Below are 20,702 nucleotides of genomic sequence, written 5' to 3'. Positions count from 1 at the left end.
TCGTCGCCGCGCTAGGTTGGACGTTGTGCGGATTTTGGTGACCGGTGCCACCGGTTATGTGGGTTCGCGACTGGTCACGGCGTTGCTAGCGGACGGCCACCAGGTGGTAGCGGCTTCCCGAAACCTGGCCCGGCTCAAGCGGTTAGGTTGGTTTGACGACGTCACACCCGTCATTCTCGACGCTTCCGACCCTTCAGCGCGCGCGGCGCTGGACGCGGCGGGCCCGATCGAGGTGATGTATTACCTGGTCCACGGAATTGGTCGACCGGGCTTCCGGGACGCCGACCAGGCCGCGGCCGCAAATGTGGCAGCCGCGGCCAGCGATGCCGGCGTGCGACGGATCGTCTACCTGGGTGGCTTCGTGCCGGATGAACCGGCGCTGTCAGAGCACCTGACCAGCCGGGCCGAGGTGGCCGCGGCCCTGGCGGTCGAGGGTGGCGCGGAGCTGGTGTGGCTGGGCGCGGCGATGATAATCGGTGCCGGGTCGACGTCGTTCGAGATGCTGCGCTACGTCGGAGACCGGTTCCCGCTCATGCCGATTCCGGGCTGGATGGACAACGCGGTCGATCCGATCTCCATCCGCGATGTGCTGCACTATCTCGTCGCAGCTTCTGACGCCGCCCAGGTACCCGCGGGGGCGTATGACATTCGCGGCGCCGACACCACGTCCTACCGTGAGCTAGTGCAGGCATATGCGCGCGTCTCCGGTCGGTGGCGGGCCGTTTGGCGGGTGCCCGGAGTTGACACCGCGTTGGCTTCGCAGGTCACCGCGATCGCGCTCCCGGTGCCCCAGGGGTTGGCGGGTGACCTGGTGGAGTCGATGGACCACTCAATGACCGCGTCCGGCACTGACCTGCGAGATCGGGTAGCCGACCCGCCCGGTGGCTTGCTCGGCGTCGAGGAGGCAATTGCGCTTGCGCTGGCGGACGCGTCCAATTCAGCGCCCCGGCCGGTCAACGCGCTAGCGGATCCCCATCACCTCGCCGACACCGATCCGACTTGGGCCGGTGGCGACGCGCTGCGAATTCGGCGGCTCGCCCGGGCGCTGATACCGCACCTGCCGCGGCCCACCCTTGGGGTGGTGAACCATTTCCCTGGCCCGGTCGCCGGTGCGCTGCGTACCGGTCTGGATATTCTGATCACTCTGAGCCCGAAAGTCCGGTCTGCATGAGCCAATCCACCACTCCACACCACACCAGCGTGCTCGAAGAGTTTCGTCGTGCGATCACTAATGTTGCTGTGCCCCATCATGAACCGCCGAGAGTCGTGCGCTGCCGCCGTGTCGTTGTCGCCGTCACGTTGGTCATCGGAGCCGTGGTGCTGGGCTTTTCGCTGAGGCGGACACCCGGCGAAGCGAGTTTCTACTGGCTGACACTGGCGCTAGCGGCCGTGTGGATCCTCGGTGCGCTCATCTCCGGGCCGTTACATCTGGGTGGTATCTGCTGGCGCGGTCGCAATCAGCGCCCAGTCATCACCGGGACTACCGTTGGCCTGCTACTCGCAGGCGTCTTCGTGGTGGGCGGAGTGATCGCCAGGGAGCTTCCTCGCGCAGCTGAATTGATAGCCCGCGTACTGCAATTCGCCCATCAGGGAGCTCTGCTCCCGATTCTCCTGATCACCTTGGTCAACGCCATCGCCGAGGAGATGTTCTTCCGCGGCGCGCTCTACACCGCGCTCGGGCGATGCTTTCCGGTGACCATCTCGACCGTGTTGTACGTCGGCGCCGTTATGGCCAGCGCGAATCTGATGCTCGGCTTCGCGGCGGTCATCGTCGGCACGGTGTGCGCGTTTGAGCGCCGGGCCAGCGGTGGGGTGTTGGCGCCGATGCTGACCCACTTCGTGTGGGGCCTGATCATGGTGCTCGCGCTGCCCCCGTTGTTCGCCGTCTGACGCATTCAGAAATCGGTGAAATGGGGGGCGCGGCGCTGCTGGAATGCCCTCGCACCTTCACGGAAGTCGTTTGACCGCAGCAGAGCCGATTGACCGTGCAGCTCACGTTCGAGGGTGTGGTCCAACTCAGTCAGCGTGGCCGCGTTGATTGCTTCTTTGGTCCTGGCGAACGCCACGACCGGGCCCGTCAGCAGCTTCGAGATCACCTGGTCGACTTGGGCTTCGAATTCCTCGGCGGAGTACACCGCGCTGACCAGGCCATAGGCCAGCGCCTCGGCGGCCGCCAGTCGGTCGGGCAGTAGGGCCATCCGCATTGCCCGGATGCGGCCAACAGCGGCGGCAACCAAGGCCGACGCACCGCCGTCGGGCATCAACCCGAGTTTCGTGAACGCAAGCATGAAGAACGCTCTGTCAGACGCCAACACAAGGTCACAGGCCAGGGCCAGCGAAACGCCGACGCCGGCTGCCGGTCCCTGAACGACGGCAACAACCGGATGCGGCAGCGCGGTAATTGCCCGCACCGTCCGGTTGATCTCCACAATGGTCGCGGTCCGCGAGTCGCCGCGCGCCCCATCCTCGGCGCCCATGCCGGCTCCGGAGCTGAAGCCGCGGCCCGTTCCACCCAGGCGCACCACTTTTACCCGCGGATCGGTGGCCGCCCGCTCCATCGCATCGGCGATCCCGGCCAGCACTGCCGTCGTCAGCGAGTTCAGGCTCTCGGGGCGGTCGATGGTCACCGACAGCACACCGTCGGCGGACAGCGCGACCCGCAGACCTGCGACCGGTGCCAGCGTGTCGATTTCGCAATCCGGCATGACACCGACCTTAAGGGATCAGGTCGGCTGGCAGCGACGGCGGCTGCGCCCGACCGGGCCGAACGGCCCGCCCCGTTGCCGACAGCACCCCGTCGGTCAGCCTGACAGCAAGACCCGCGAGAATTGTCCGGGTGTCGATCCCGTAGTTCACCTTGTGGCTAGCTCTCAGCGACCACGCGGTTGCGGAGCTGCGGAGACACGTTTATCGATATTGGTCGAGGCGTCAACCCAGATGAAGGGCCGGTACATCATGGCGGGACCGCTAAGCGGGTTACGAGTTGTCGAACTGGCCGGCATCGGGCCGGGCCCGCACGCTGCGATGATCCTGGGGGACCTCGGTGCCGACGTGGTGCGAATCGATCGTCCGCCCAAGAGTTCCAGAGGCCCAGCCGGTGCCGGCGGTGTCTCGCGAGACGCCATGTTGCGCAACCGGCGCATCGTGACCGCCGATCTGAAGTCCGACCCGGGACGCGAGCTGGTGCTCAAACTCGTCGCCAAGGCCGACGTGTTGATCGAGGGTTATCGTCCCGGCGTCACCGAACGGCTGGGATTGGGACCGGTCGACTGCGCAGAGGTCAACGACCGGCTGATCTACGCGCGGATGACCGGCTGGGGCCAGTCCGGCCCGCGCAGCCAGCAGGCCGGTCACGACATCAACTACATCTCGCTGAACGGCATCCTGCACGCCATTGGCCGGGCGGGCGAGCGGCCGGTGCCGCCGCTGAACCTGGTCGGTGACTTCGGCGGCGGCTCGATGTTCCTGCTGGTCGGGATCCTGGCCGCGCTGTGGGAACGGCAGAGCTCGGGCAAGGGCCAGGTCGTCGATGCCGCGATGGTCGACGGGTCCAGCGTGCTGATTCAGATGATGTGGGCGATGCGGGCGACGGGCATGTGGACCGACGCGCGAGGCACCAACATGCTCGACGGCGGCGCGCCCTATTACGACACCTACGAGTGCGCCGACGGCCGTTACGTCGCCGTCGGCGCCATTGAGCCGCAGTTCTACGCGGCCATGTTGGCCGGACTGGGTCTAGACGCCGCCGAGCTGCCCCCGCAAAACGACCGCGCCCGCTGGCCCGAACTGCGTGCGCTGCTAAGCCAGGCGTTCAAGCGCCACGACCGGGACCACTGGGCCGAAGTGTTCGCCAAGTCGGATGCCTGCGTAACGCCGGTGCTGGCGTTCGGCGAGGTGCACAACGAGCCGCACATCACCGAGCGAAACACCTTCTATGAAGTCGGTGGGGGACTGCAGCCGATGCCGGCGCCGCGGTTCTCCCGCACGGTTCCGAGCACGCCCGGCTCGTCGCCCGCCCCCGCGGTCGACATCGAAGCGGTACTCGACGACTGGGTATAGTCCCAACCAACCAGTAGGTTGGCCAACACAAGCGACGAAGGGGACTTGCATGGAGATCACAGACACCGTGGCCGTTGTCACGGGTGGGGCATCGGGCCTGGGCCTGGCCACCACCAAGCGGCTGTTGGACGCCGGGGCACGGGTGGTCGTACTGGACCTCCGCGGCGACGACGTGGTTGGCGGGCTCGGTGATCGTGCGCGTTTCGCGCCGGCCGACGTCACCGACGAAGCCGCCGTCACCAGCGCGCTCGATCTGGCGGATTCGCTCGGTCCGTTGCGCATCGTCGTCAACTGCGCGGGCACCGGCAACGCGATTCGAGTGCTCGGTCGTGACGGCGTATTCCCGCTGGCCGCATTCCGCAAGATCGTGGACATCAACCTGGTCGGCACCTTCAATGTGCTACGGCTGGGCGCCGAGCGGATCGCCAAGACCGAGCCGATCGGGGAGGAGCGCGGCGTCATCATCAACACCGCATCGGTGGCGGCATTCGACGGCCAGATCGGCCAGGCCGCCTACTCGGCGTCCAAGGGCGGCGTGGTGGGCATGACCCTGCCGATCGCCCGCGACCTGGCCAGCAAGCAAATCCGGGTGGTCACCATTGCGCCGGGCCTGTTCAACACCCCGCTGCTGGCCTCATTGCCGGAGGAGGCCAAGGCTTCGCTGGGCCAACAGGTGCCGCATCCGTCGCGGCTGGGCAACCCGGAGGAGTACGCCGGGCTAGCCGTGCACATCATCGAGAACCCGATGCTCAACGGCGAGGTGATCCGTCTGGACGGCGCCATCCGCATGTCGCCCCGCTAGGCCGCACAAAGAAAAGTCCCCCGCGTTGCGGGGGACTGATATCGGTTACAAGGACGAGGTTATCGACGAAACCATCGGCTGACGGCGGGTTCGGCCATGAGTAGCCGCGCAAGCATGCCCATGGTGTGGCTCAGCTCGCCGTAGGCAGCGGGTGCCAGTCTTCGAGCTGCTCTGAGGTCTCGCCTTCTACCAGCATGTCGCCGTGGTAGAGAGCATCGAAGTCTGCCTTGATGACGTCAGCACTCGAGTCGTCGATCCACATGACACTGAGCCTAGGAGTCGCCATTAAGGAATCATTGAGTCACGATTCGGAAAATCGTGGCAATTATTACCGGCCGGTAGGGTGCTGTCGCCGACGTATTGGGCCCGTGTCGCACTCGGGGTGATTGGCGGCATCGGTGGCAGGGTATGGGAACGGGTGAACCACTCGGGCGCCCGCATCCGTATGTAGGGCAGGTGTTATTGGACACCTGTAACTTATCGTCGATAAGTTATCGCGGATATCGTGGGGTCCAGACGACCGGCGCCGGCTGCGGAGGGACGCAACATGCTGCAGAGGATCGCTCGACTCGCCATCGCTGCGCCGCGCCGCATCATCGGGGTTGCAGTCTTGGTCTTCATCGCCGCGGCGGTCATCGGCATCCCGGTGGCTGACAGCCTGTCGCCCGGGGGTTTCCAGGATCCGCACTCGGAATCGGCACGGGCCATCAACGTGTTGACCGACAAGTTCGGCCAGAGCGGGCAGAAGATGCTGATCCTGGTGACAGCTCCCGCAGGCGCCGACAGCGAACAGGCCCGCACGGTCGGCACCGACATCGTCGACCAGCTGCAGCGGTCGCCGCTGGTATACAACGTGACCTCGCCGTGGACCGTGCCGTCGTCCGCCGCCGCTGACCTGGTCAGCACCGACGGGAAATCGGGACTGATCGTGGTCAACGTCAAAGGCGGCGAAGACGACGCGCAGAGCACCGCCCAAACCCTGTCCGACGAAGTCGTCCACGACCGCGACGGTGTCACCGTGCGCGCCGGTGGTTCGGCGATGGAGTACGCCCAAATCAACCAGCAGAACAAGGACGACCTGCTGGTGATGGAAATGATCGCGATTCCGCTGAGCTTCCTGGTGCTGGTCTGGGTGTTCGGGGGGCTGTTGGCGGCCGGACTACCGATGGCCCAGGCCGTACTGGCCGTCGTCGGCTCGATGGCGGTGTTGCGACTCGTCGCGTTTGCCACCGACGTGTCGACCTTCGCGCTCAACCTGAGCACAGCGTTGAGCCTGGCGTTGGCCATCGACTACACCCTGCTGATCATCAGCCGCTTTCGTGACGAGGTCGCTGAGGGCGGTGATCGTGACCAGGCACTGATCCGGACCATGGCCACGTCCGGGCGTACGGTGCTGTTCTCGGCGGTCACCGTGGCGTTGTCGATGTCGGCCACCGCGCTGTTCCCGATGTACTTCCTGAAGTCGTTCGCCTACGCCGGGGTGGCCACCGTGGCCTTCGTCGCGACCGCGTCGATCGTGATAACCCCGGCCGCGATCGTGCTGCTGGGTCCCCGGCTGGACGCGTTTGATATCCGCCGGCTGGCGCGTCGGGTGCTGGGCCGCGCGGAACCGGTTCACAAACCGGTCCACCAGCTGTTCTGGTACCGATCGAGCAAGTTCGTGATGCGTCGTTGGCTGCCCGTCGGTTCGGCCGTCGTCGCGCTGCTGGTGCTGCTCGGGCTTCCGTTCTTCTCGGTGAAGTGGGGTTTCCCGGATGACCGGGTGTTGCCGCAGTCGGCGTCTGCGCGTCAAGTCGGTGACGTGCTGCGCAATGACTTTGCGCACGATCCTGCGACGCAGATACCCATCGTCGTGCCCGACGCTCGTGGTCTGCGCCCGGCCGACCTCGACGCATACGCCGCCGATTTGTCTGCGGTGACCGACGTGTCGTCGGTAACCGCCCCGGGGGGCACCTTCATGGGCGGGATCCGGGTGGGGCCGCCGAGGGGGGCAACCGGGTTGGCTGACGGCAGCGCGTTCCTGACCGTGAGCAGCACGGCGCCGCTGTTTTCGCAAGCCTCCGACACCCAGCTCAAGCGGTTGCACGAGGTGGCCGAGCCAGCCGGCCGATCGGTCGCGATGGCCGGCGTCGCGCAGGTCAACCGGGACAGCGTTGATGCGGTGACCGACCGGCTTCCGATGGTGCTGGGCCTGATGGCCGCCATCACCTATGTGCTGCTGTTTCTGCTCACCGGCAGCGTGGTGCTGCCCGCGAAGGCGTTGGTCTGCAATGTGCTGTCGCTGACCGCGGCGTTCGGTGCACTGGTGTGGATTTTCCAGGACGGCCATCTCGGTGCACTCGGAACGACTCCGAGCGGGACATTGGTGGCGAATATGCCGGTCCTGCTGTTCTGCATCGCATTCGGGTTGTCCATGGACTACGAGGTGTTCCTGGTTTCCAGGATCCGCGAGTACTGGCTGAAATCTGGCGCCGTGCGACCCGCACGACCGACCCCAGCGCAGGCGCACGCCGCCAACGACGAGAGCGTGGCGCTCGGCGTGGCCCGCACCGGCCGGGTGATTACCGCGGCCGCATTGGTGATGTCGATGTCGTTCGCCGCACTCATCGCCGCGCACGTGTCGTTCATGCGGATGTTCGGCCTCGGCCTGACACTGGCCGTGGCCGCCGACGCCACGCTGGTGCGCATGGTCCTGGTACCGGCGTTCATGCATGTGATGGGCCGGTGGAATTGGTGGGCACCGAGGCCGCTGGTGTGGCTGCACGAGCGGTTCGGCATCAGCGAGGCTGGCGCCTTCGAGGAGCAGCCTGTTGCCCGGCGTGGCCGGGCCGACGCCGACGCGGCCCGTCGCAATCAGCGGTCGGTCCACGCCTCGGTGACGCGTAGTGGCTGACGTGCCGATGGGCGGTGTTCGGCGCCCTCGCGCGCGGCGCGGCTCGGGTGATCGGCTACGTCACGAAATCCTGGACGCGACCACCGAGCTGCTGCTGGACACTGGGCACGCCCGGGCGGTATCAATTCGATCGGTGGCCCAACGCGTGGGGGTGACGCCGCCGTCGATCTACCTGCACTTCGAGGACAAAGACGCGCTGCTGGACGCGGTGTGCGCGCGCTACCTGGCAAGACTCGACCAGGCAATGGAGCGGGTGGCCATTGGGCAACCGACCACGGTGGAGGTGCTGCGAGCCCAAGGTCTCGCATATGTGCAATTCGCGTTGCAGACCCCGGAGTTGTACCGGCTTGCCACCATGGGTGAGTGGCGGTCCGGCAGCAATGTCGATATCGCCCTGGACAGCTCGGCGTTCAAGCACATGCGCGCGTCCGTGCAGACGCTCATGGACGAAGGCGTGTACCGGACCGACGATCCGACCACCATCGCGTTGGAATTGTGGACCGCCGCGCACGGGGTGGCTGCCCTGTTGATCGCCAAACCGCACCTGCCGTTCGGCGACGTCGATGTCTTCGCCGACCGGGTCCTGGGCGCGGTGCTGTGCGGCCACATGGTGGCTGGTCTGGTTGGCGCCGACGCCACATCTGCGCAGCTGGTGGACTGGGTAATGGCACACCGCTGATCCGGCGCCGCGACCGCAGGCTCGAGGGGTCGCGGACTAGCTCAGCAGGGCGGGCAGCCGCTCCAGCAGCCCGGGCAGCGCTTGGCTCGCCGACTCGCGAATGCTGATCGTGGCGCTCCCGGACAACGGAGTGGGCTCGGGATTGACCTCGATCACGGCCGTGCCGCGCGCCAGTGCCAGGTCGGGTAGCCCGGCCGCTGGGTAGACGATCGCGGAGGTCCCCACCACGACCATCACGTCGGCGCGCTCCGTCGCCTCGACCGAGTGCTGCCACGGTCCTTCGGGCAGCGGCTCCCCGAACCACACGATGTCGGGCCGGATCAGGCCACCGCAGCCGCAGACCGGCGGCTCCACTTCTATCGCGGGCTCGGGCATCTCGGGCAGGGCGTCGGTGTAGGGCACACTGCAACGCGCACAACGGAATTCGAAAAGACTGCCGTGTAGGTGATGCACCGGGGTGCTGCCGGCGCGCTCGTGGAGGTCGTCGACATTTTGGGTGATGACGCTGACCTCGGCATGGTCTTGCCAGGCGGCGATCGCGCGGTGCCCGTCGTTGGGTTCCACCTTTCCCACCAGGTAATGGCGCCACAGGTACCATCCCCAGACCCGCTCGGGGTTGCGCAGCCAGCCCTGGGTGCTGGACAGCTCGTAGGGGTCGAATCGGGCCCACAATCCGTTCTTGTCATCGCGGAAAGTCGGTACGCCGCTCTCCGCGGAGATTCCCGCCCCGGTGAGCACCGTCACTCGCATCCCACAAACATAGCCGTGCTCGCCCAGATACTGGGTGATACTGGGACTGTGGAGCTGCGGGATTGGTTACGGGTCGACGTCAAGGCGGGTAAGCCGCTGTTCGACCAGCTCAGAACCCAGGTGATCGACGGAGTCCGAGCCGGGGCGTTGCCGCCCGGCAGCCGGCTTCCGACGGTGCGGGACCTGGCCGGGCAGCTGGGCGTGGCGGCCAACACCGTCGCCCGCGCCTACCGGGAGCTGGAATCGGCCGCGATCGTCGAAACCCGGGGACGCTTCGGCACTTTCATCTCCCGCTTCGATCCGACCGATGCCGCGATGGCGGCAGCGGCGAAAGAATATGTCGAAGTGGCCAAAGCGCTGGGGCTCACCAAGTCCGACGCGATGCGCTACCTCACGAACGTGCCGGACGACTGAACTCCACCAAGGTCAGGCACGGACGCAGCGGGTCGAAGACACGCAGTCGATAGACGGTCGAGCGCGCGGCGTTGAACAACCGGCCGCGGCCTTTTGGCAGCTGCAGATCGTGCACCGCGATAACACCCGGCACCTCGTTCACCAGCTCCGCGGCCTGCGCAACGGACAGGGTGAACGGCATCGGCGGCATTTTGTAGCGCAGCGAGGTTCGCATCCCGAGACGGCTCCACCTGGCGAACCAGCGCGGCGGGAGATCGAAGATCATCTGTCCGCCCGGAAATTTTCTGGCGCACTCGGTGATCAGCCCCAACGCCTGCTCGGGCTGCAGATACATCAGCAATCCTTCGGCCGTAATGAATACTGGGTCGCCAGCGTCGACGGATTCCATCCAGCTGTAGTCCAACGCCGACTGGGCGCAGACCGAGACGCGCGGCGAGCTCGGCAGCAGTCGCGCCCGAATATCGACGATTGGCGGCAGATCAACGGTCAGCCAACGGAATTGGCTGTCGCGGTGGGCGGCGTCCAGACGCCAGAAGCTGGTTTGCAGGCCTTCCGCCAGCGCCACCACGGTGGCCGACGGGTACCGATCGAGATAGCGCAGCGCCGCGATGTCGAAGGCCCGCGCCCGCAGTGCGAAGTCCTGGCCGCTGGGGCCGAACTTCGCGAAGTCGAAGTCGATCGAATCGACCAGGGTTACCGCCAGCGGATCGTCGATGATCGAGTCGCGGCGGCGGGCCTCCCGGGCGCGCGCGTTCAGGGGCAACAGGGCAGTCTCGGAGACTCCGGTGAGGGCGACTCGCTGTTTTGCGGGCTGGTGGGCGTTCACCGCAGCACCTTAACCAGTGTGCGCAGGTTACGGGTTGTGGTCGACGACTTGTAGCGCTTCTTGCCCATCGTCTGCCCGATAGTGCTGTCCAGGGTGCTGCCCTTGGGGACCTGCCAATAGATGACGCCGTCACCGCGGCTGATCTTCTCGTCGGGGCCGGCCTCGTCGGCCAGTCCGGCCAGTTCGTCGAGCACCGCGGCCTCGGCAACGAAGGTGACGTAGGACTGGTATCCATCGACCTCGCGTTCGAACGGGTATACCTCGACGAGGGTGCGCACCGTATCAACGTTGTAGGCCAGCACCCACGCGTCATAGCCGAATCTGTCGCGCAACGTGGTTTCTGCCTTCTTGCGCACCGCCGCGGTACCGGACGCCGACTCCAGCAACACGTTGCCGCTGGCCAATATGGTGCGCACATTGGCGAACCCGGCGTCGGTCAACGCCGTCGCCACTTCGGCCATCTTGAGGCTGACACCGCCGACGTTGACGCCGCGCAGAAACACCGCGTACTTGGTCATGCTCCGATTCCAGCAGGGCGCCGAAGAATGACGCAATGGGGACGTAGGCTTTTGGCATGGGACGCCAAGTCTTCGACGACAAGCTGCTGGCCGTAATCAGTGGGAACTCCATCGGGGTGCTGGCCACCATCAAGCAGGACGGGCGTCCCCAGCTGTCGAACGTGCAGTATCACTTCGACCCGCGCAATCTGGTGATACAGGTATCGATCACCGAGCCGCGGGCGAAGACCCGCAACCTGCGCCGCGACCCGCGGGCTTCGATCCTGGTCGACGCCGACGACGGATGGTCATACGCCGTTGCTGAGGGCACCGCGCAACTGACACCTCCGGCGGCAGCGGCGGATGACGGCACCGTGGAGGGGCTAATCGCCTTGTATCGCAACATCGCTGGCGAGCACCCGGATTGGGACGACTACCGGCAGGCGATGGTCACCGATCGGCGAGTGTTGCTGACGCTGCCGATCTCGCACGTGTATGGGCTGCCCCCGGGCATGCGGTAACCCCGGGGCTGGGTTGGATTGCCCCGCTCCTCGGCGGGCCGCGTCCTGCGGCCCGCATCGTCGCCGGGGCTAGGTTGGATTGCCCCGCTCCTCGGCGGGCCGCGTCCTGCGGCCCGCATCGTCGCCGGGGCTAGGTTGGATTGCCCCGCTCCTCGGCGGGCCGCGTCCTGCGGCCCGCATCGTCGCCGGGGCTAGGCTACCGGTATGGGTGAATCGACGTCCCCGCAAGAGTCCAGCTCGGAGGACGAGACCAAACGCAAGTTCCGGGAAGCCCTCGACCGCAAGATGGCGCAGTCGTCGAGCGGATCCGATCACAAGGACAGCGGCGGCAAACAGTCGCGGGCACACGGTCCGGTAGCGAACCGTCGGGAGTTCCGCCGCAAGAGCGGTTAAGCCCGTTCGGGTTGCCGCTGGAGACGCATCCGAGCCGGATGCCTACCCAGCCGTCCCGGGCGCACCGGTCAACAGCATCGGCCATAGCGGTTGCGTTGCGGTCACCGCTCTACACTGGGTGAGTGCCGAACCTGCAGCTTGTCCAAGATCCGGCCGCCGATGCGCTGCTGGACGCCAACCCATTCGCGTTGCTGGTGGGCATGTTGCTCGATCAGCAGGTGCCAATGGAGACCGCTTTCGCCGGACCAAAGAAGATCGCCGATCGGATGGGTGGCTTCGACGCCGGTGAGATAGCCGACTACGACCCGGATAAGTTCGCCGCGCTGTGCTCGGAAAAGCCTGCCATACACCGCTTTCCGGGGTCGATGGCCAAGCGCATCCAGGCGCTTGCGCAGATCATCGTGGACAGCTACGACGGGGATGCGGCCGCATTGTGGACCGCCGGTGAACCCGACGGGACCGAGTTGCTGCGACGACTCAAGGGGCTGCCCGGCTTCGGTGAGCAAAAGGCCCGGATCTTTCTGGCGTTGCTTGGCAAGCAGTACGGCGTGACGCCGAAGGGTTGGCAGGCGGCGGCCGGGGAGTTCGGCCAGCCGGGGACGTACATATCCGTCGCCGATATCGTCGACGCCCGGTCGCTTGGGCAGGTGCGGTCGCACAAGAAGCAGATGAAAGCAGCAGCCAAGGCGACAGGAAAGGCGGCAACGTGAAGACACACATCACGTGTCCGTGCGGCGAAGCCATCACCGGCAAGGACGAGGACGAGTTGGTCGAGCTGACCCAGGCCCACCTTGCCAGCGTTCATCCGGGCCTGGAGTACGACCGCGACTCCATATTGTTCATGGCGTACTGATTGGCCGTCGCCGCTGGTGCTACGGCACCACCGTTGAGCCAATCGTGGGCATGAACTGGCACTGCCGATCCTTGGTGGTGACCTGACCGAAGATCGTGGAAATGATGCTGCCCGAACCGGTGTCGGCGATGACGGTCAACGTGGTCGGCCCCTCCGGGTTGATGTCGGGGTGCGGTTTGAGGGTGGCGCTGCCGGACTTGCCGGTGGTCAGGTTCACCCAAGTGACGTTCAATGGCAACCTCTGCACGTCGGCGGGTCCCGGGGTGCCCACAGCGGTAAACACGTAGGCGGTCTGGCCGGGTCCGGGACCGGGCAGCGGGATCTTGGCCGGCCCCGCTACCGACAGTGCGGTCGCGATGGAGTTGCTGCCGTCCGTCAGGCAATTGGTGCCGATCGAGGGGTACATGAAGTCCTGGGTGGGCGGAGCGTCGGCGCCGAATCCCGGGGCTGGAGCCGGTGCGGCGGCCGGCGCAGGTGGCGCCGGTGCCGGAGCTGGTGCGGCAACCGGTTGGGCTACCCCAGGTGCCGGCACGGCGACCGGCGGGGTAGCTGCGGGCGCGGGGCCCGCGGCGTGGGCCGGATCGATGCCGGTCGGCAGATGAGCCTGCGTGCCGGGCTCCACACCCAGCGCCGGTACATGCGGCACCGGGGAGGCTTCGGGCGCGGTGACGCCATTCGGGGCCGGCACGCCCAACGCCGGAGATCCGGGAGTGGGATTGGTCGGCTCGGCCACGAACTGGTTCACCGAGGAAGCGACGTTCTTGGACTCGGTGGGCACGGCCGGATTACCCGAGAACGCGGACGCCGCGGCCATCAGCAGCTGTGCCGCCTGCGCGGGGTTCATTGCCGCCTGCTGGATTATCGGACTGAACTGGGCTAACGCCGGCAAGCCCGGTAGCTGTTGGGTGGGGTTGGGCTGCGGCGTCGCCGGGTCGGCTGCCGCGTTCGGACAAAGCGCGAACGCGGCAGCCGATGTGATGACGACAGCGGCCAAACCTTTGGGCAGACTCCAAGTGCTTGCCACGGTGGTGTTCTCCCGGTGTTCGGTGGTGGTCAGCCGTCTCGCAGACGGCTCAGGGCAGTGCGGCGAGCAACGACGGCGGACCAGGCGGTAGCGCTGGCACCGCTGCCCCAGGAGCTAGCGGAGTCGCCGCCAGGGGCGCTCCCGGGATGACCCCCGACGCGAGCGCCGGCAGGTCGGCTGGCAACGAAATCTGTTGCGGCACTTGTAGAGGAAGATACGGCAACTGCGGCAGATCGAGCTTCGCCGACGGCACGCCGGGGACAGCGGCCGCCGCCGGAGCTGCGACGGCTGCCGGCGCGGCAATCCCCGGGATCGGGGTGTTGACGCCGGGAATGGATGGAGCCGTCGCCGGCGCGGTGGCGGCTGCCGCCGGTGCGGTTGGGGTCAGTCCCGGGATGGGGGCGTTCACGCCGGGAATGGATGGAGCCGTCGCCGGCGCGGTGGCGGCTGCCGCCGGTGCGGTTGGGGTCAGTCCCGGGATGGGGGCGTTCACGCCGGGAATGGATGGAGCCGTCGCCGGCGCGGTGGCGGCTGCCGCCGGTGCGGTCGGAGTCAGTCCGGGCAGGGTAGCGGTCAGCCCGGGAGCGGGTTCTGGAGCTCGCGGGGTGCCCAGCGGCGGGGTCGCGCCGAGGGCGGTCGCGAGGTTCTGCAGAATCTGGGGCGCGTTGGCCGCCGAACTGATCAGCTGCTGCGGAATGTTGGGCACGGGTGCCGGCGCCGGCGCCGGATCTGCGTGGGCGATACCGCCCGTCAGTAGTGCGGCGGACGAACCGACCAAGACAGCGGCGGCCCGTACGTAGGTCCAGATGGTTGGCATGACTCTCCCTGAGGTAGCGATGACAGGTCCCGCGCTGAAGCTATCGCGGTACGGATGTGACTCAAGTGACACGTGTGGCATTTACTCGATCGTTATGGATACGAGTGGTTGTGGTGACCGTGGGGCCGGGTGACGGGCCCACAACGCGATCGACGGGCTCGGTGCGCTCCGTGGTCGCTAAAGTCGGGCAGATAGACATCACTTCGGCCGCCCCGGCGGCAACCATCACCCGGCGGCGCGCGATCTGGCCGGAGGCACGGGAGTCACGCGCGGCGCTGCTGCTGCTAATCCTCAGCGTTGGTGCGAGACTCGCCTGGACATACCTGGCGCCCAACGGCGCAAACTTCGTCGACCTGCACGTTTACGTGAGCGGAGCGGCGTCCCTCGACCATCCCGGCGCGCTGTACAGCTACGTCTACGCGGACCAGACACCAGACTTCCCGTTGCCGTTCACCTACCCTCCGTTCGCGGCGGTCGTCTTCTACCCCATGCATCTGGTGCCGTTCGGCCTGGTCGCTCTTCTGTGGCAGGTCGCGACGATGGCCGCGCTGTACGGCGCGGTTCGGATCAGCCAACGCCTGATGGGGGTTGCCCCTGGCACTGGTCATTACGCCGCAATGGTGTGGACGGCGATCGCCATCTGGATCGAGCCGCTGCGCAGCACCTTCGACTACGGGCAGATCAACGTGCTGCTGATGTTGGCGGCGCTTTGGGCCGCCTACACCACGCGGTGGTGGCTATCGGGCCTGCTGGTCGGGGTGGCCACGGGTGTCAAGTTGACGCCGGCGATCACCGCCGTCTACCTCGTCGGCGTTCGGCGGTTGCGTGCCGCCGCATTCTCAGTGGTCGTGTTCCTTGCCACCGTCGGCGTGTCGCTACTGGTCGTCGGTGATGAGGCCCGCCACTACTTCACCGACCTGGTGGGCGACGCTGGCCGGGTTGGGCCCATCGGCACCTCGTTCAATCAATCCTGGCGCGGCGCGATTTCGCGGATCCTCGGCCACGACGCCGGTTTCGGTCCGCTGGTGCTGGCCGCGATCGCCATCACCGCGGTGGTGGCCGTCCTGGCCTGGCGGGCGCTCGACAGGTCCGATCGGCTGGGCAAGCTACTGGTGGTCGAGTTGTTCGGCCTGCTGCTCTCGCCGATCTCCTGGACGCACCACTGGGTGTGGCTGGTGCCGCTGATGATCTGGCTGATCGACGGGCCACTGCGCGAACGCGCGGGCGCCCGGGTCTTGGGCTGGGGCTGGTTGACGCTGACCATCATCGGCGTGCCTTGGTTGCTGAGCTTTGCCCAGCCGAGCATCTGGCAGATTCACCGGCCCTGGTATCTGGCCTGGGCCGGGCTGGTCTACGCAGTAGCGACGCTGGCGACCTTGGGCTGGATCGCCGCCTCGCGTCGAGCATCACGCGCGAATTCGATCCAGACGCACAGCTGATCAGGTCGCAAACATTCCGTTGATATCGCGCGCCATCGCGATGTCGTTTTCTGTGATACCACCCACGGCATGCGTAACCAGCGCGAAAGTTACTGTTCGCCAACGGATATCGATATCCGGGTGATGATCTACCTGCTCGGCGCGCTCGGCCACCCGGCGCACGGCGTCGATACCGGCCATAAACGTCGGAAACTTGATCGACCTGCGTAGGACACCATCGGCGCGCTCCCAGCCGTGCAGGTCGGGCAGTGCGGCGTCTACTTGCTCATCCGTTAACACAGCCATACCTCGACGGTATACCGTCACAGCTCATGCCGAACCAGATCGTGGTTGCCGGAGCCATCGTCTGCGGCTCCACGGTCTTGGTGGCGCAACGCGTTCGGCCACCGGAGTTGGCGGGCCGCTGGGAACTTCCCGGCGGTAAGGTTGCCGCTGGCGAAACCGAGCGCGCCGCACTGGCCCGCGAGCTCGCCGAAGAACTGGGGCTCGGGGTGGCCGACCTCGCGGTGGGCGAGCGCCTTGGCGGCGATATCGCACTGAATGACACGACGACGCTGCGGGCGTATTGGGTGCGTCTGCTTCGCGGCGAACCGCATGCCCATGACCACCGGGCGCTGCGCTGGGTGACGGCGGCCGAACTGCACGATGTCGACTGGGTGCCGGCCGACCGAGGCTGGCTTGTAGACCTGGCGCGAACCCTCTGAGGTCTTGTCGAAGACGTCCACGGTTTCGTTGCGAAAAAGCCACAACGCCGCCGTCAACTTGGTTAGAACAACGTGACATAACGTTAACTTGGGTTTGCATACCCGTAGCGACCACGGTGGTTGTCTGGACCCGTGGCGGCAGCTTGACGAAAGGGATCCCCGGCCAAGCCGACCGGGGAGCGACGGGCCCAAAGCGGCGTGATGGCCCGGTTCGCAACGTCCTGCGAATGCGGTCGAGTGCCGACAGCCCTGCCCCACACCGCTGATGACGAGGAGGGTCATTCTTTGACTGCCACACCTCATGTCGGTGGACCGCTCGAGGAGCTGTTGGGGCGCAGCGGGCGCTTCTTCACTCCGGGAGAGCCCTCGGCCGACCTGCGCACCGTAACCCGGCGCGGCGGTCGCGAAGGTGACGTCTTCTACCGCGACCGGTGGAGTCACGACAAGGTGGTCCGCTCCACGCACGGAGTCAACTGCACCGGATCCTGCTCATGGAAGATCTACGTGAAAGACGGGATCATCACCTGGGAAACCCAGCAGACCGACTACCCCTCGGTGGGCCCGGACCGGCCCGAATACGAGCCGCGAGGTTGTCCCCGCGGTGCCTCGTTCTCGTGGTACAGCTACTCGCCCACCCGGGTGCGCTATCCCTACGCCCGGGGCGTGCTGGTTGCGATGTACCGGGAAGCCAAGGCCCGCCTGGGTGACCCGGTGCTGGCGTGGGCCGACATCCAGGCGGATCCGGTGCGCCGCCGCCGCTATCAGCAAGCCCGCGGCAAGGGCGGGCTGGTCCGGGTGAGCTGGGCCGAGGCCAGCGAGATGGTAGCCGCGGCCCACGTGCACACCATCAAGACATACGGCCCGGACCGGGTTGCCGGCTTCTCGCCGATCCCGGCGATGTCAATGGTCAGCCATGCCGCGGGGTCCCGGTTCGTCGAGCTGATCGGCGGCGTGATGACGTCGTTCTACGACTGGTACGCCGACCTGCCGGTGGCCTCGCCGCAGGTGTTCGGCGACCAGACCGATGTGCCGGAATCCGGCGACTGGTGGGACGCGTCGTATCTGGTCATGTGGGGCTCCAACGTTCCGATCACTCGAACCCCTGACGCGCACTGGATGGCGGAGGCCCGCTATCGCGGCGCCAAAGTTGTTGTCGTCAGTCCCGACTACGCCGACAACACCAAGTTCGCCGACGAGTGGGTGCGCTGCGCCGCGGGTACCGACACCGCGCTCGCGATGGCGATGGGCCACGTGATTCTCTCGGAATGTTACATACGTAACCAGGTCGGATTCTTCGCCGACTATGCCCGCCGCTACACCGACCTACCGTTTCTGATCAAGCTGGAACGGCGCGGCGACATGCTGGTGCCCGGAAAGTTCTTGACCGCGGCCGACATTGGTGAAGAAATCGAGAACGCAGCGTTCAAACCCGCGCTGTTGGATGAGGTCACCGACACCGTCGTCGTCCCGCAGGGTTCACTGGGGTTCCGTTTCGGTGAAGACGGCGTCGGAAAGTGGAACCTGGACCTGGGCTCGGTGGTGCCGGCGCTAAGCGTGGAGATGGACAACGCTGTCCACGGTGATCGCGGTGCCGAACTGGTTGCGCTGCCCAGTTTCGACACCGTCGATGGCCATGGTGAGACGGTGTCGCGCGGGGTCCCGGTGCGCCGGGTGGGCGACCATCTGGTGTGCACGGTGTTCGACCTGATGCTGGCCCACTACGGGGTGGCGCGCCCGGGGCTGCCCGGCGAATGGCCGACCGGTTACGACGACGCCGCCCGGCAGAACACGCCGGCCTGGCAGGAGCCGATCACCGGGGTGCCGGCCGCGCAGGCGATCCGGGTCGCCAGGGAGTTCGCCCGCAACGCAGAGGAATCCGGCGGGCGCTCGATGATCATCATGGGCGGTGGCATCTGTCACTGGTTCCACAGTGACGTTATGTACCGCTCGGTGCTGGCGCTGCTGCTGTTGACCGGCTCGATGGGACGCAACGGTGGCGGATGGGCTCACTATGTCGGCCAGGAGAAGGTGCGTCCGCTGACGGGATGGCAGACGATGGCGATGGCCACCGACTGGTCGCGGCCACCTCGTCAGGTGCCCGGCGCGTCGTACTGGTACACGCACACCGACCAGTGGCGTTACGACGGATATGGGGCAGACAAGCTGGCCAGCCCGGTGGGCCGCGGCAGATTCACCGGCAAGCACACCATGGACCTGCTCACCTCGGCCACGGCGATGGGCTGGAGCCCCTTCTATCCGCAGTTCGATCGGTCCAGCCTCGACGTCGCCGACGAGGCGCAGGCCGCGGGCCGCGACATCGGCAATTACGTCACCGAACAACTCGCCCAGCGCAAGCTGAAGCTCGCGATAACCGATCCGGACGATCCGGTCAACTGGCCACGGGTGCTCACCGTTTGGCGGGCGAACCTGATCGGCTCGTCGGGCAAGGGTGGCGAGTATTTCCTGCGGCATCTGCTGGGCACCGACTCCAACGTACAGGCCGACCCGCCCGCCGACGGCGTACATCCCCGGGATGTGGTGTGGGACAGAGAGATTCCGGAAGGAAAACTCGATCTGATGATGTCGATCGACTTCCGGATGACGTCGACGACGCTGGTGTCGGATGTCGTGCTGCCCGCCGCGACCTGGTACGAGAAGGCCGACCTGTCCAGCACCGACATGCACCCCTATGTGCATTCGTTCAGTCCGGCGATTGACCCGCCTTGGGAAACCCGTTCGGACTTCGACGCATTCGGCGCCATCGCGCGTGCCTTCAGTGCGCTGGCAAAGGGGCATCTGGATACCCGCACCGATGTCGTGCTGACCGCGCTGCAGCATGACACTCCGGATGCCATGGCATATCCCGACGGCACCCAACATGATTGGCTTCAGAACGGGGAAGTCCCGGTACCGGGCCGGACGATGAGCAAGCTCACCGTGGTAGAGCGGGACTACACCGCAATCTACGACAAATGGTTGACCCTCGGACCGCTCATCGACCAGTTCGGGGTGACCACCAAGGGATACACCGTCCATCCCTTCCGGGAAGTCAGTGAATTGGCCGCAACGTTCGGCGTGATGAATTCCGGTGTGGCGGTAGGCCGTCCGGCCATCACCACGGCTCGGAGGATGGCCGACGTGATACTGACCCTGTCGGGGACATGCAACGGGCGGCTCGCCGTCGAAGGATTCCTCGAGCTGGAGAAGCGCACCGGGCAGCGGCTGGCCCACCTGGCAGAGGGCAGCGAGGAACGCCGTATCACCTACGCCGATACCCAGGCGCGGCCGGTCCCGGTGATCACCAGCCCGGAGTGGTCCGGCAGCGAGACCGGTGGCCGCCGCTACGCCCCGTTCACGATCAACATCGAGCACCTCAAGCCGTTCCACACGCTGACCGGGCGAATGCACTTCTACCTGGCCCACGACTGGGTTGAGGAGCTCGGCGAACAGTTGCCCGTCTATCGGCCGCCGCTGGATATGGCGCGGCTGTTCAACCAGCCGGAACTCGGCTCCACCCTGGATGATTCCGACGGCGTCGGGCTCACCGTGCGCTACCTGACGCCGCACTCCAAGTGGTCGTTCCACTCCACATACCAGGACAACCTATACATGCTGTCCCTGTCCCGTGGCGGACCGACGATGTGGATGAGCCCTGGCGATGCAGCGAAAATTAAAGTGCACGATAACGATTGGGTAGAAGCGGTCAATGCCAACGGCGTCTATGTGTGCCGGGCGATCGTCTCGCACCGAATGCCCGACGGTGTGGTGTTCGTCTACCACGTGCAGGAGCGCACCGTCGACACACCGCGTACCGAGACCAACGGTAAACGCGGTGGCAACCACAACGCGCTGACCCGGGTGCGCATCAAGCCCAGCCACCTGGCCGGTGGCTACGGCCAGCACGCGTTCGCGTTCAACTACCTCGGCCCGACCGGCAACCAGCGCGACGAGGTGACCGTGGTGCGGCGGCGCAGCCAGGAAGTGCGGTACTGATCAATGAAGGGCCCGAGCGACGCTTGCGGAGCGAGACG

The 20,702-nt window shown here is 66.4% G+C and carries 22 protein-coding genes; 14 read left to right on the top strand and 8 right to left on the bottom strand.

What is annotated here, in order from left to right; all coding sequences use genetic code 11:
- The first annotated feature begins 25 nt into the window (after positions 1–25).
- Both AADZ55_RS17745 and AADZ55_RS17740 read left to right on the top strand, forming a co-directional pair.
- Entirely contained in the window at positions 26–1,171 is a 1,146-nt protein-coding gene (locus tag AADZ55_RS17745; protein WP_085325686.1) for an NAD(P)H-binding protein, read from the top strand.
- Positions 1,168–1,890, top strand: coding sequence for a CPBP family intramembrane glutamic endopeptidase (locus AADZ55_RS17740; RefSeq protein WP_085325687.1), 723 nt, complete (start codon positions 1,168–1,170; stop codon positions 1,888–1,890). The genes AADZ55_RS17745 and AADZ55_RS17740 overlap by 4 nt, the downstream gene beginning before the upstream one ends.
- Before the next feature lie 5 nt (positions 1,891–1,895).
- On the opposite strand, the gene AADZ55_RS17735 is transcribed toward AADZ55_RS17740, so the two are convergent.
- The gene (locus tag AADZ55_RS17735; protein WP_085325688.1) at positions 1,896–2,705 is read right to left on the bottom strand and encodes an enoyl-CoA hydratase; all 810 of its coding nucleotides are present in this window, start codon (positions 2,703–2,705) and stop codon (positions 1,896–1,898) included.
- A 250-nt stretch (positions 2,706–2,955) separates the two neighbouring features.
- Here AADZ55_RS17735 and AADZ55_RS17730 point away from each other — a divergent pair, with 250 nt between their 5' ends.
- Entirely contained in the window at positions 2,956–4,059 is a 1,104-nt protein-coding gene (locus AADZ55_RS17730; RefSeq protein ID WP_085325739.1) for a CaiB/BaiF CoA transferase family protein, read from the top strand.
- A gap of 49 nt (positions 4,060–4,108) precedes the next feature.
- Entirely contained in the window at positions 4,109–4,861 is a 753-nt protein-coding gene (locus AADZ55_RS17725; RefSeq protein ID WP_085325689.1) for a 3-hydroxyacyl-CoA dehydrogenase, read from the top strand.
- 130 nt (positions 4,862–4,991) lie between these two features.
- Here AADZ55_RS17725 and AADZ55_RS17720 read toward each other — a convergent pair whose 3' ends face one another.
- Entirely contained in the window at positions 4,992–5,147 is a 156-nt protein-coding gene (locus AADZ55_RS17720; protein ID WP_165759410.1) for a hypothetical protein, read from the bottom strand.
- Positions 5,148–5,408: 261 nt separating this feature from the next.
- Here AADZ55_RS17720 and AADZ55_RS17715 point away from each other — a divergent pair, with 261 nt between their 5' ends.
- Positions 5,409–7,754 (top strand): MMPL family transporter, encoded by a 2,346-nt coding sequence (locus AADZ55_RS17715; RefSeq protein ID WP_085325690.1) that lies wholly within the window; start codon positions 5,409–5,411, stop codon positions 7,752–7,754.
- 7 nt (positions 7,755–7,761) lie between these two features.
- Complete coding sequence (locus tag AADZ55_RS17710; protein WP_085325740.1) at positions 7,762–8,433, top strand: TetR/AcrR family transcriptional regulator; 672 nt, start codon at positions 7,762–7,764, stop codon at positions 8,431–8,433.
- A 36-nt stretch (positions 8,434–8,469) separates the two neighbouring features.
- Here the strand turns inward: AADZ55_RS17710 and cobB are convergent, their stop codons facing one another.
- On the bottom strand, positions 8,470–9,183 hold the full coding sequence (gene cobB, locus AADZ55_RS17705) for an NAD-dependent protein deacylase (RefSeq protein ID WP_085325691.1): 714 nt from the start codon (positions 9,181–9,183) through the stop codon (positions 8,470–8,472).
- 48 nt (positions 9,184–9,231) lie between these two features.
- Between cobB and AADZ55_RS17700 the strand changes: the two genes are divergently transcribed.
- Entirely contained in the window at positions 9,232–9,597 is a 366-nt protein-coding gene (locus AADZ55_RS17700) for a GntR family transcriptional regulator (RefSeq protein WP_085325692.1), read from the top strand.
- Here the strand turns inward: AADZ55_RS17700 and AADZ55_RS17695 are convergent.
- On the bottom strand, positions 9,575–10,423 hold the full coding sequence (locus AADZ55_RS17695; protein ID WP_085325693.1) for a class I SAM-dependent methyltransferase: 849 nt from the start codon (positions 10,421–10,423) through the stop codon (positions 9,575–9,577). The two genes, AADZ55_RS17700 and AADZ55_RS17695, sit on opposite strands and share 23 nt — an antisense overlap.
- Positions 10,420–10,941: a DUF1697 domain-containing protein gene (locus AADZ55_RS17690; protein ID WP_085325694.1), complete on the bottom strand. Its 522-nt coding sequence runs from the start codon at positions 10,939–10,941 to the stop codon at positions 10,420–10,422. Before AADZ55_RS17690 ends, AADZ55_RS17695 begins: the two co-directional genes overlap by 4 nt.
- A 56-nt stretch (positions 10,942–10,997) precedes the next feature.
- On the opposite strand from AADZ55_RS17690, the gene AADZ55_RS17685 reads away from it, so the two are divergent.
- The 4 genes from AADZ55_RS17685 (at position 10,998) to AADZ55_RS17670 (ending at position 12,687) form a co-directional block, all read left to right on the top strand.
- Positions 10,998–11,441, top strand: a complete 444-nt coding sequence (locus AADZ55_RS17685) for a PPOX class F420-dependent oxidoreductase (protein ID WP_085325695.1) — start codon at positions 10,998–11,000, stop codon at positions 11,439–11,441.
- Between the two features lie 204 nt (positions 11,442–11,645).
- Complete coding sequence (locus AADZ55_RS17680; RefSeq protein WP_085325696.1) at positions 11,646–11,834, top strand: DUF5302 domain-containing protein; 189 nt, start codon at positions 11,646–11,648, stop codon at positions 11,832–11,834.
- 122 nt (positions 11,835–11,956) lie between these two features.
- Positions 11,957–12,544, top strand: coding sequence for an HhH-GPD-type base excision DNA repair protein (locus AADZ55_RS17675; protein WP_085325697.1), 588 nt, complete (start codon positions 11,957–11,959; stop codon positions 12,542–12,544).
- Positions 12,541–12,687, top strand: coding sequence for a DUF1059 domain-containing protein (locus AADZ55_RS17670; RefSeq protein WP_085325698.1), 147 nt, complete (start codon positions 12,541–12,543; stop codon positions 12,685–12,687). Before AADZ55_RS17675 ends, AADZ55_RS17670 begins: the two co-directional genes overlap by 4 nt.
- Before the next feature lie 19 nt (positions 12,688–12,706).
- Here the strand turns inward: AADZ55_RS17670 and AADZ55_RS17665 are convergent, their stop codons facing one another.
- Complete coding sequence (locus AADZ55_RS17665) at positions 12,707–13,795, bottom strand: hypothetical protein (RefSeq protein WP_085325699.1); 1,089 nt, start codon at positions 13,793–13,795, stop codon at positions 12,707–12,709.
- Positions 13,761–14,528: a hypothetical protein gene (locus tag AADZ55_RS17660; RefSeq protein WP_085325700.1), complete on the bottom strand. Its 768-nt coding sequence runs from the start codon at positions 14,526–14,528 to the stop codon at positions 13,761–13,763. The genes AADZ55_RS17665 and AADZ55_RS17660 overlap by 35 nt, the downstream gene beginning before the upstream one ends.
- A gap of 119 nt (positions 14,529–14,647) precedes the next feature.
- On the opposite strand from AADZ55_RS17660, the gene AADZ55_RS17655 reads away from it, so the two are divergent.
- A complete protein-coding gene (locus AADZ55_RS17655; protein ID WP_085325741.1) occupies positions 14,648–15,967 on the top strand; it encodes a mannosyltransferase in 1,320 nt (439 codons plus the stop codon).
- Here AADZ55_RS17655 and AADZ55_RS17650 read toward each other — a convergent pair whose 3' ends face one another.
- Complete coding sequence (locus AADZ55_RS17650) at positions 15,968–16,252, bottom strand: 4a-hydroxytetrahydrobiopterin dehydratase (RefSeq protein ID WP_085325701.1); 285 nt, start codon at positions 16,250–16,252, stop codon at positions 15,968–15,970.
- 26 nt (positions 16,253–16,278) lie between these two features.
- On the opposite strand from AADZ55_RS17650, the gene AADZ55_RS17645 reads away from it, so the two are divergent.
- Both AADZ55_RS17645 and AADZ55_RS17640 read left to right on the top strand, forming a co-directional pair.
- Positions 16,279–16,671, top strand: a complete 393-nt coding sequence (locus tag AADZ55_RS17645) for a (deoxy)nucleoside triphosphate pyrophosphohydrolase (protein WP_085325702.1) — start codon at positions 16,279–16,281, stop codon at positions 16,669–16,671.
- A gap of 285 nt (positions 16,672–16,956) precedes the next feature.
- Positions 16,957–20,664, top strand: a complete 3,708-nt coding sequence (locus tag AADZ55_RS17640; protein ID WP_085325742.1) for a nitrate reductase subunit alpha — start codon at positions 16,957–16,959, stop codon at positions 20,662–20,664.
- Positions 20,665–20,702: the final 38 nt, after the last annotated feature.

The sequence above is a fragment of the Mycobacterium decipiens genome (genome assembly GCF_963853665.1).
Lineage (GTDB): Bacteria > Actinomycetota > Actinomycetes > Mycobacteriales > Mycobacteriaceae > Mycobacterium > Mycobacterium decipiens.
This window is presented reverse-complemented; position numbering and strand designations above follow the sequence as displayed.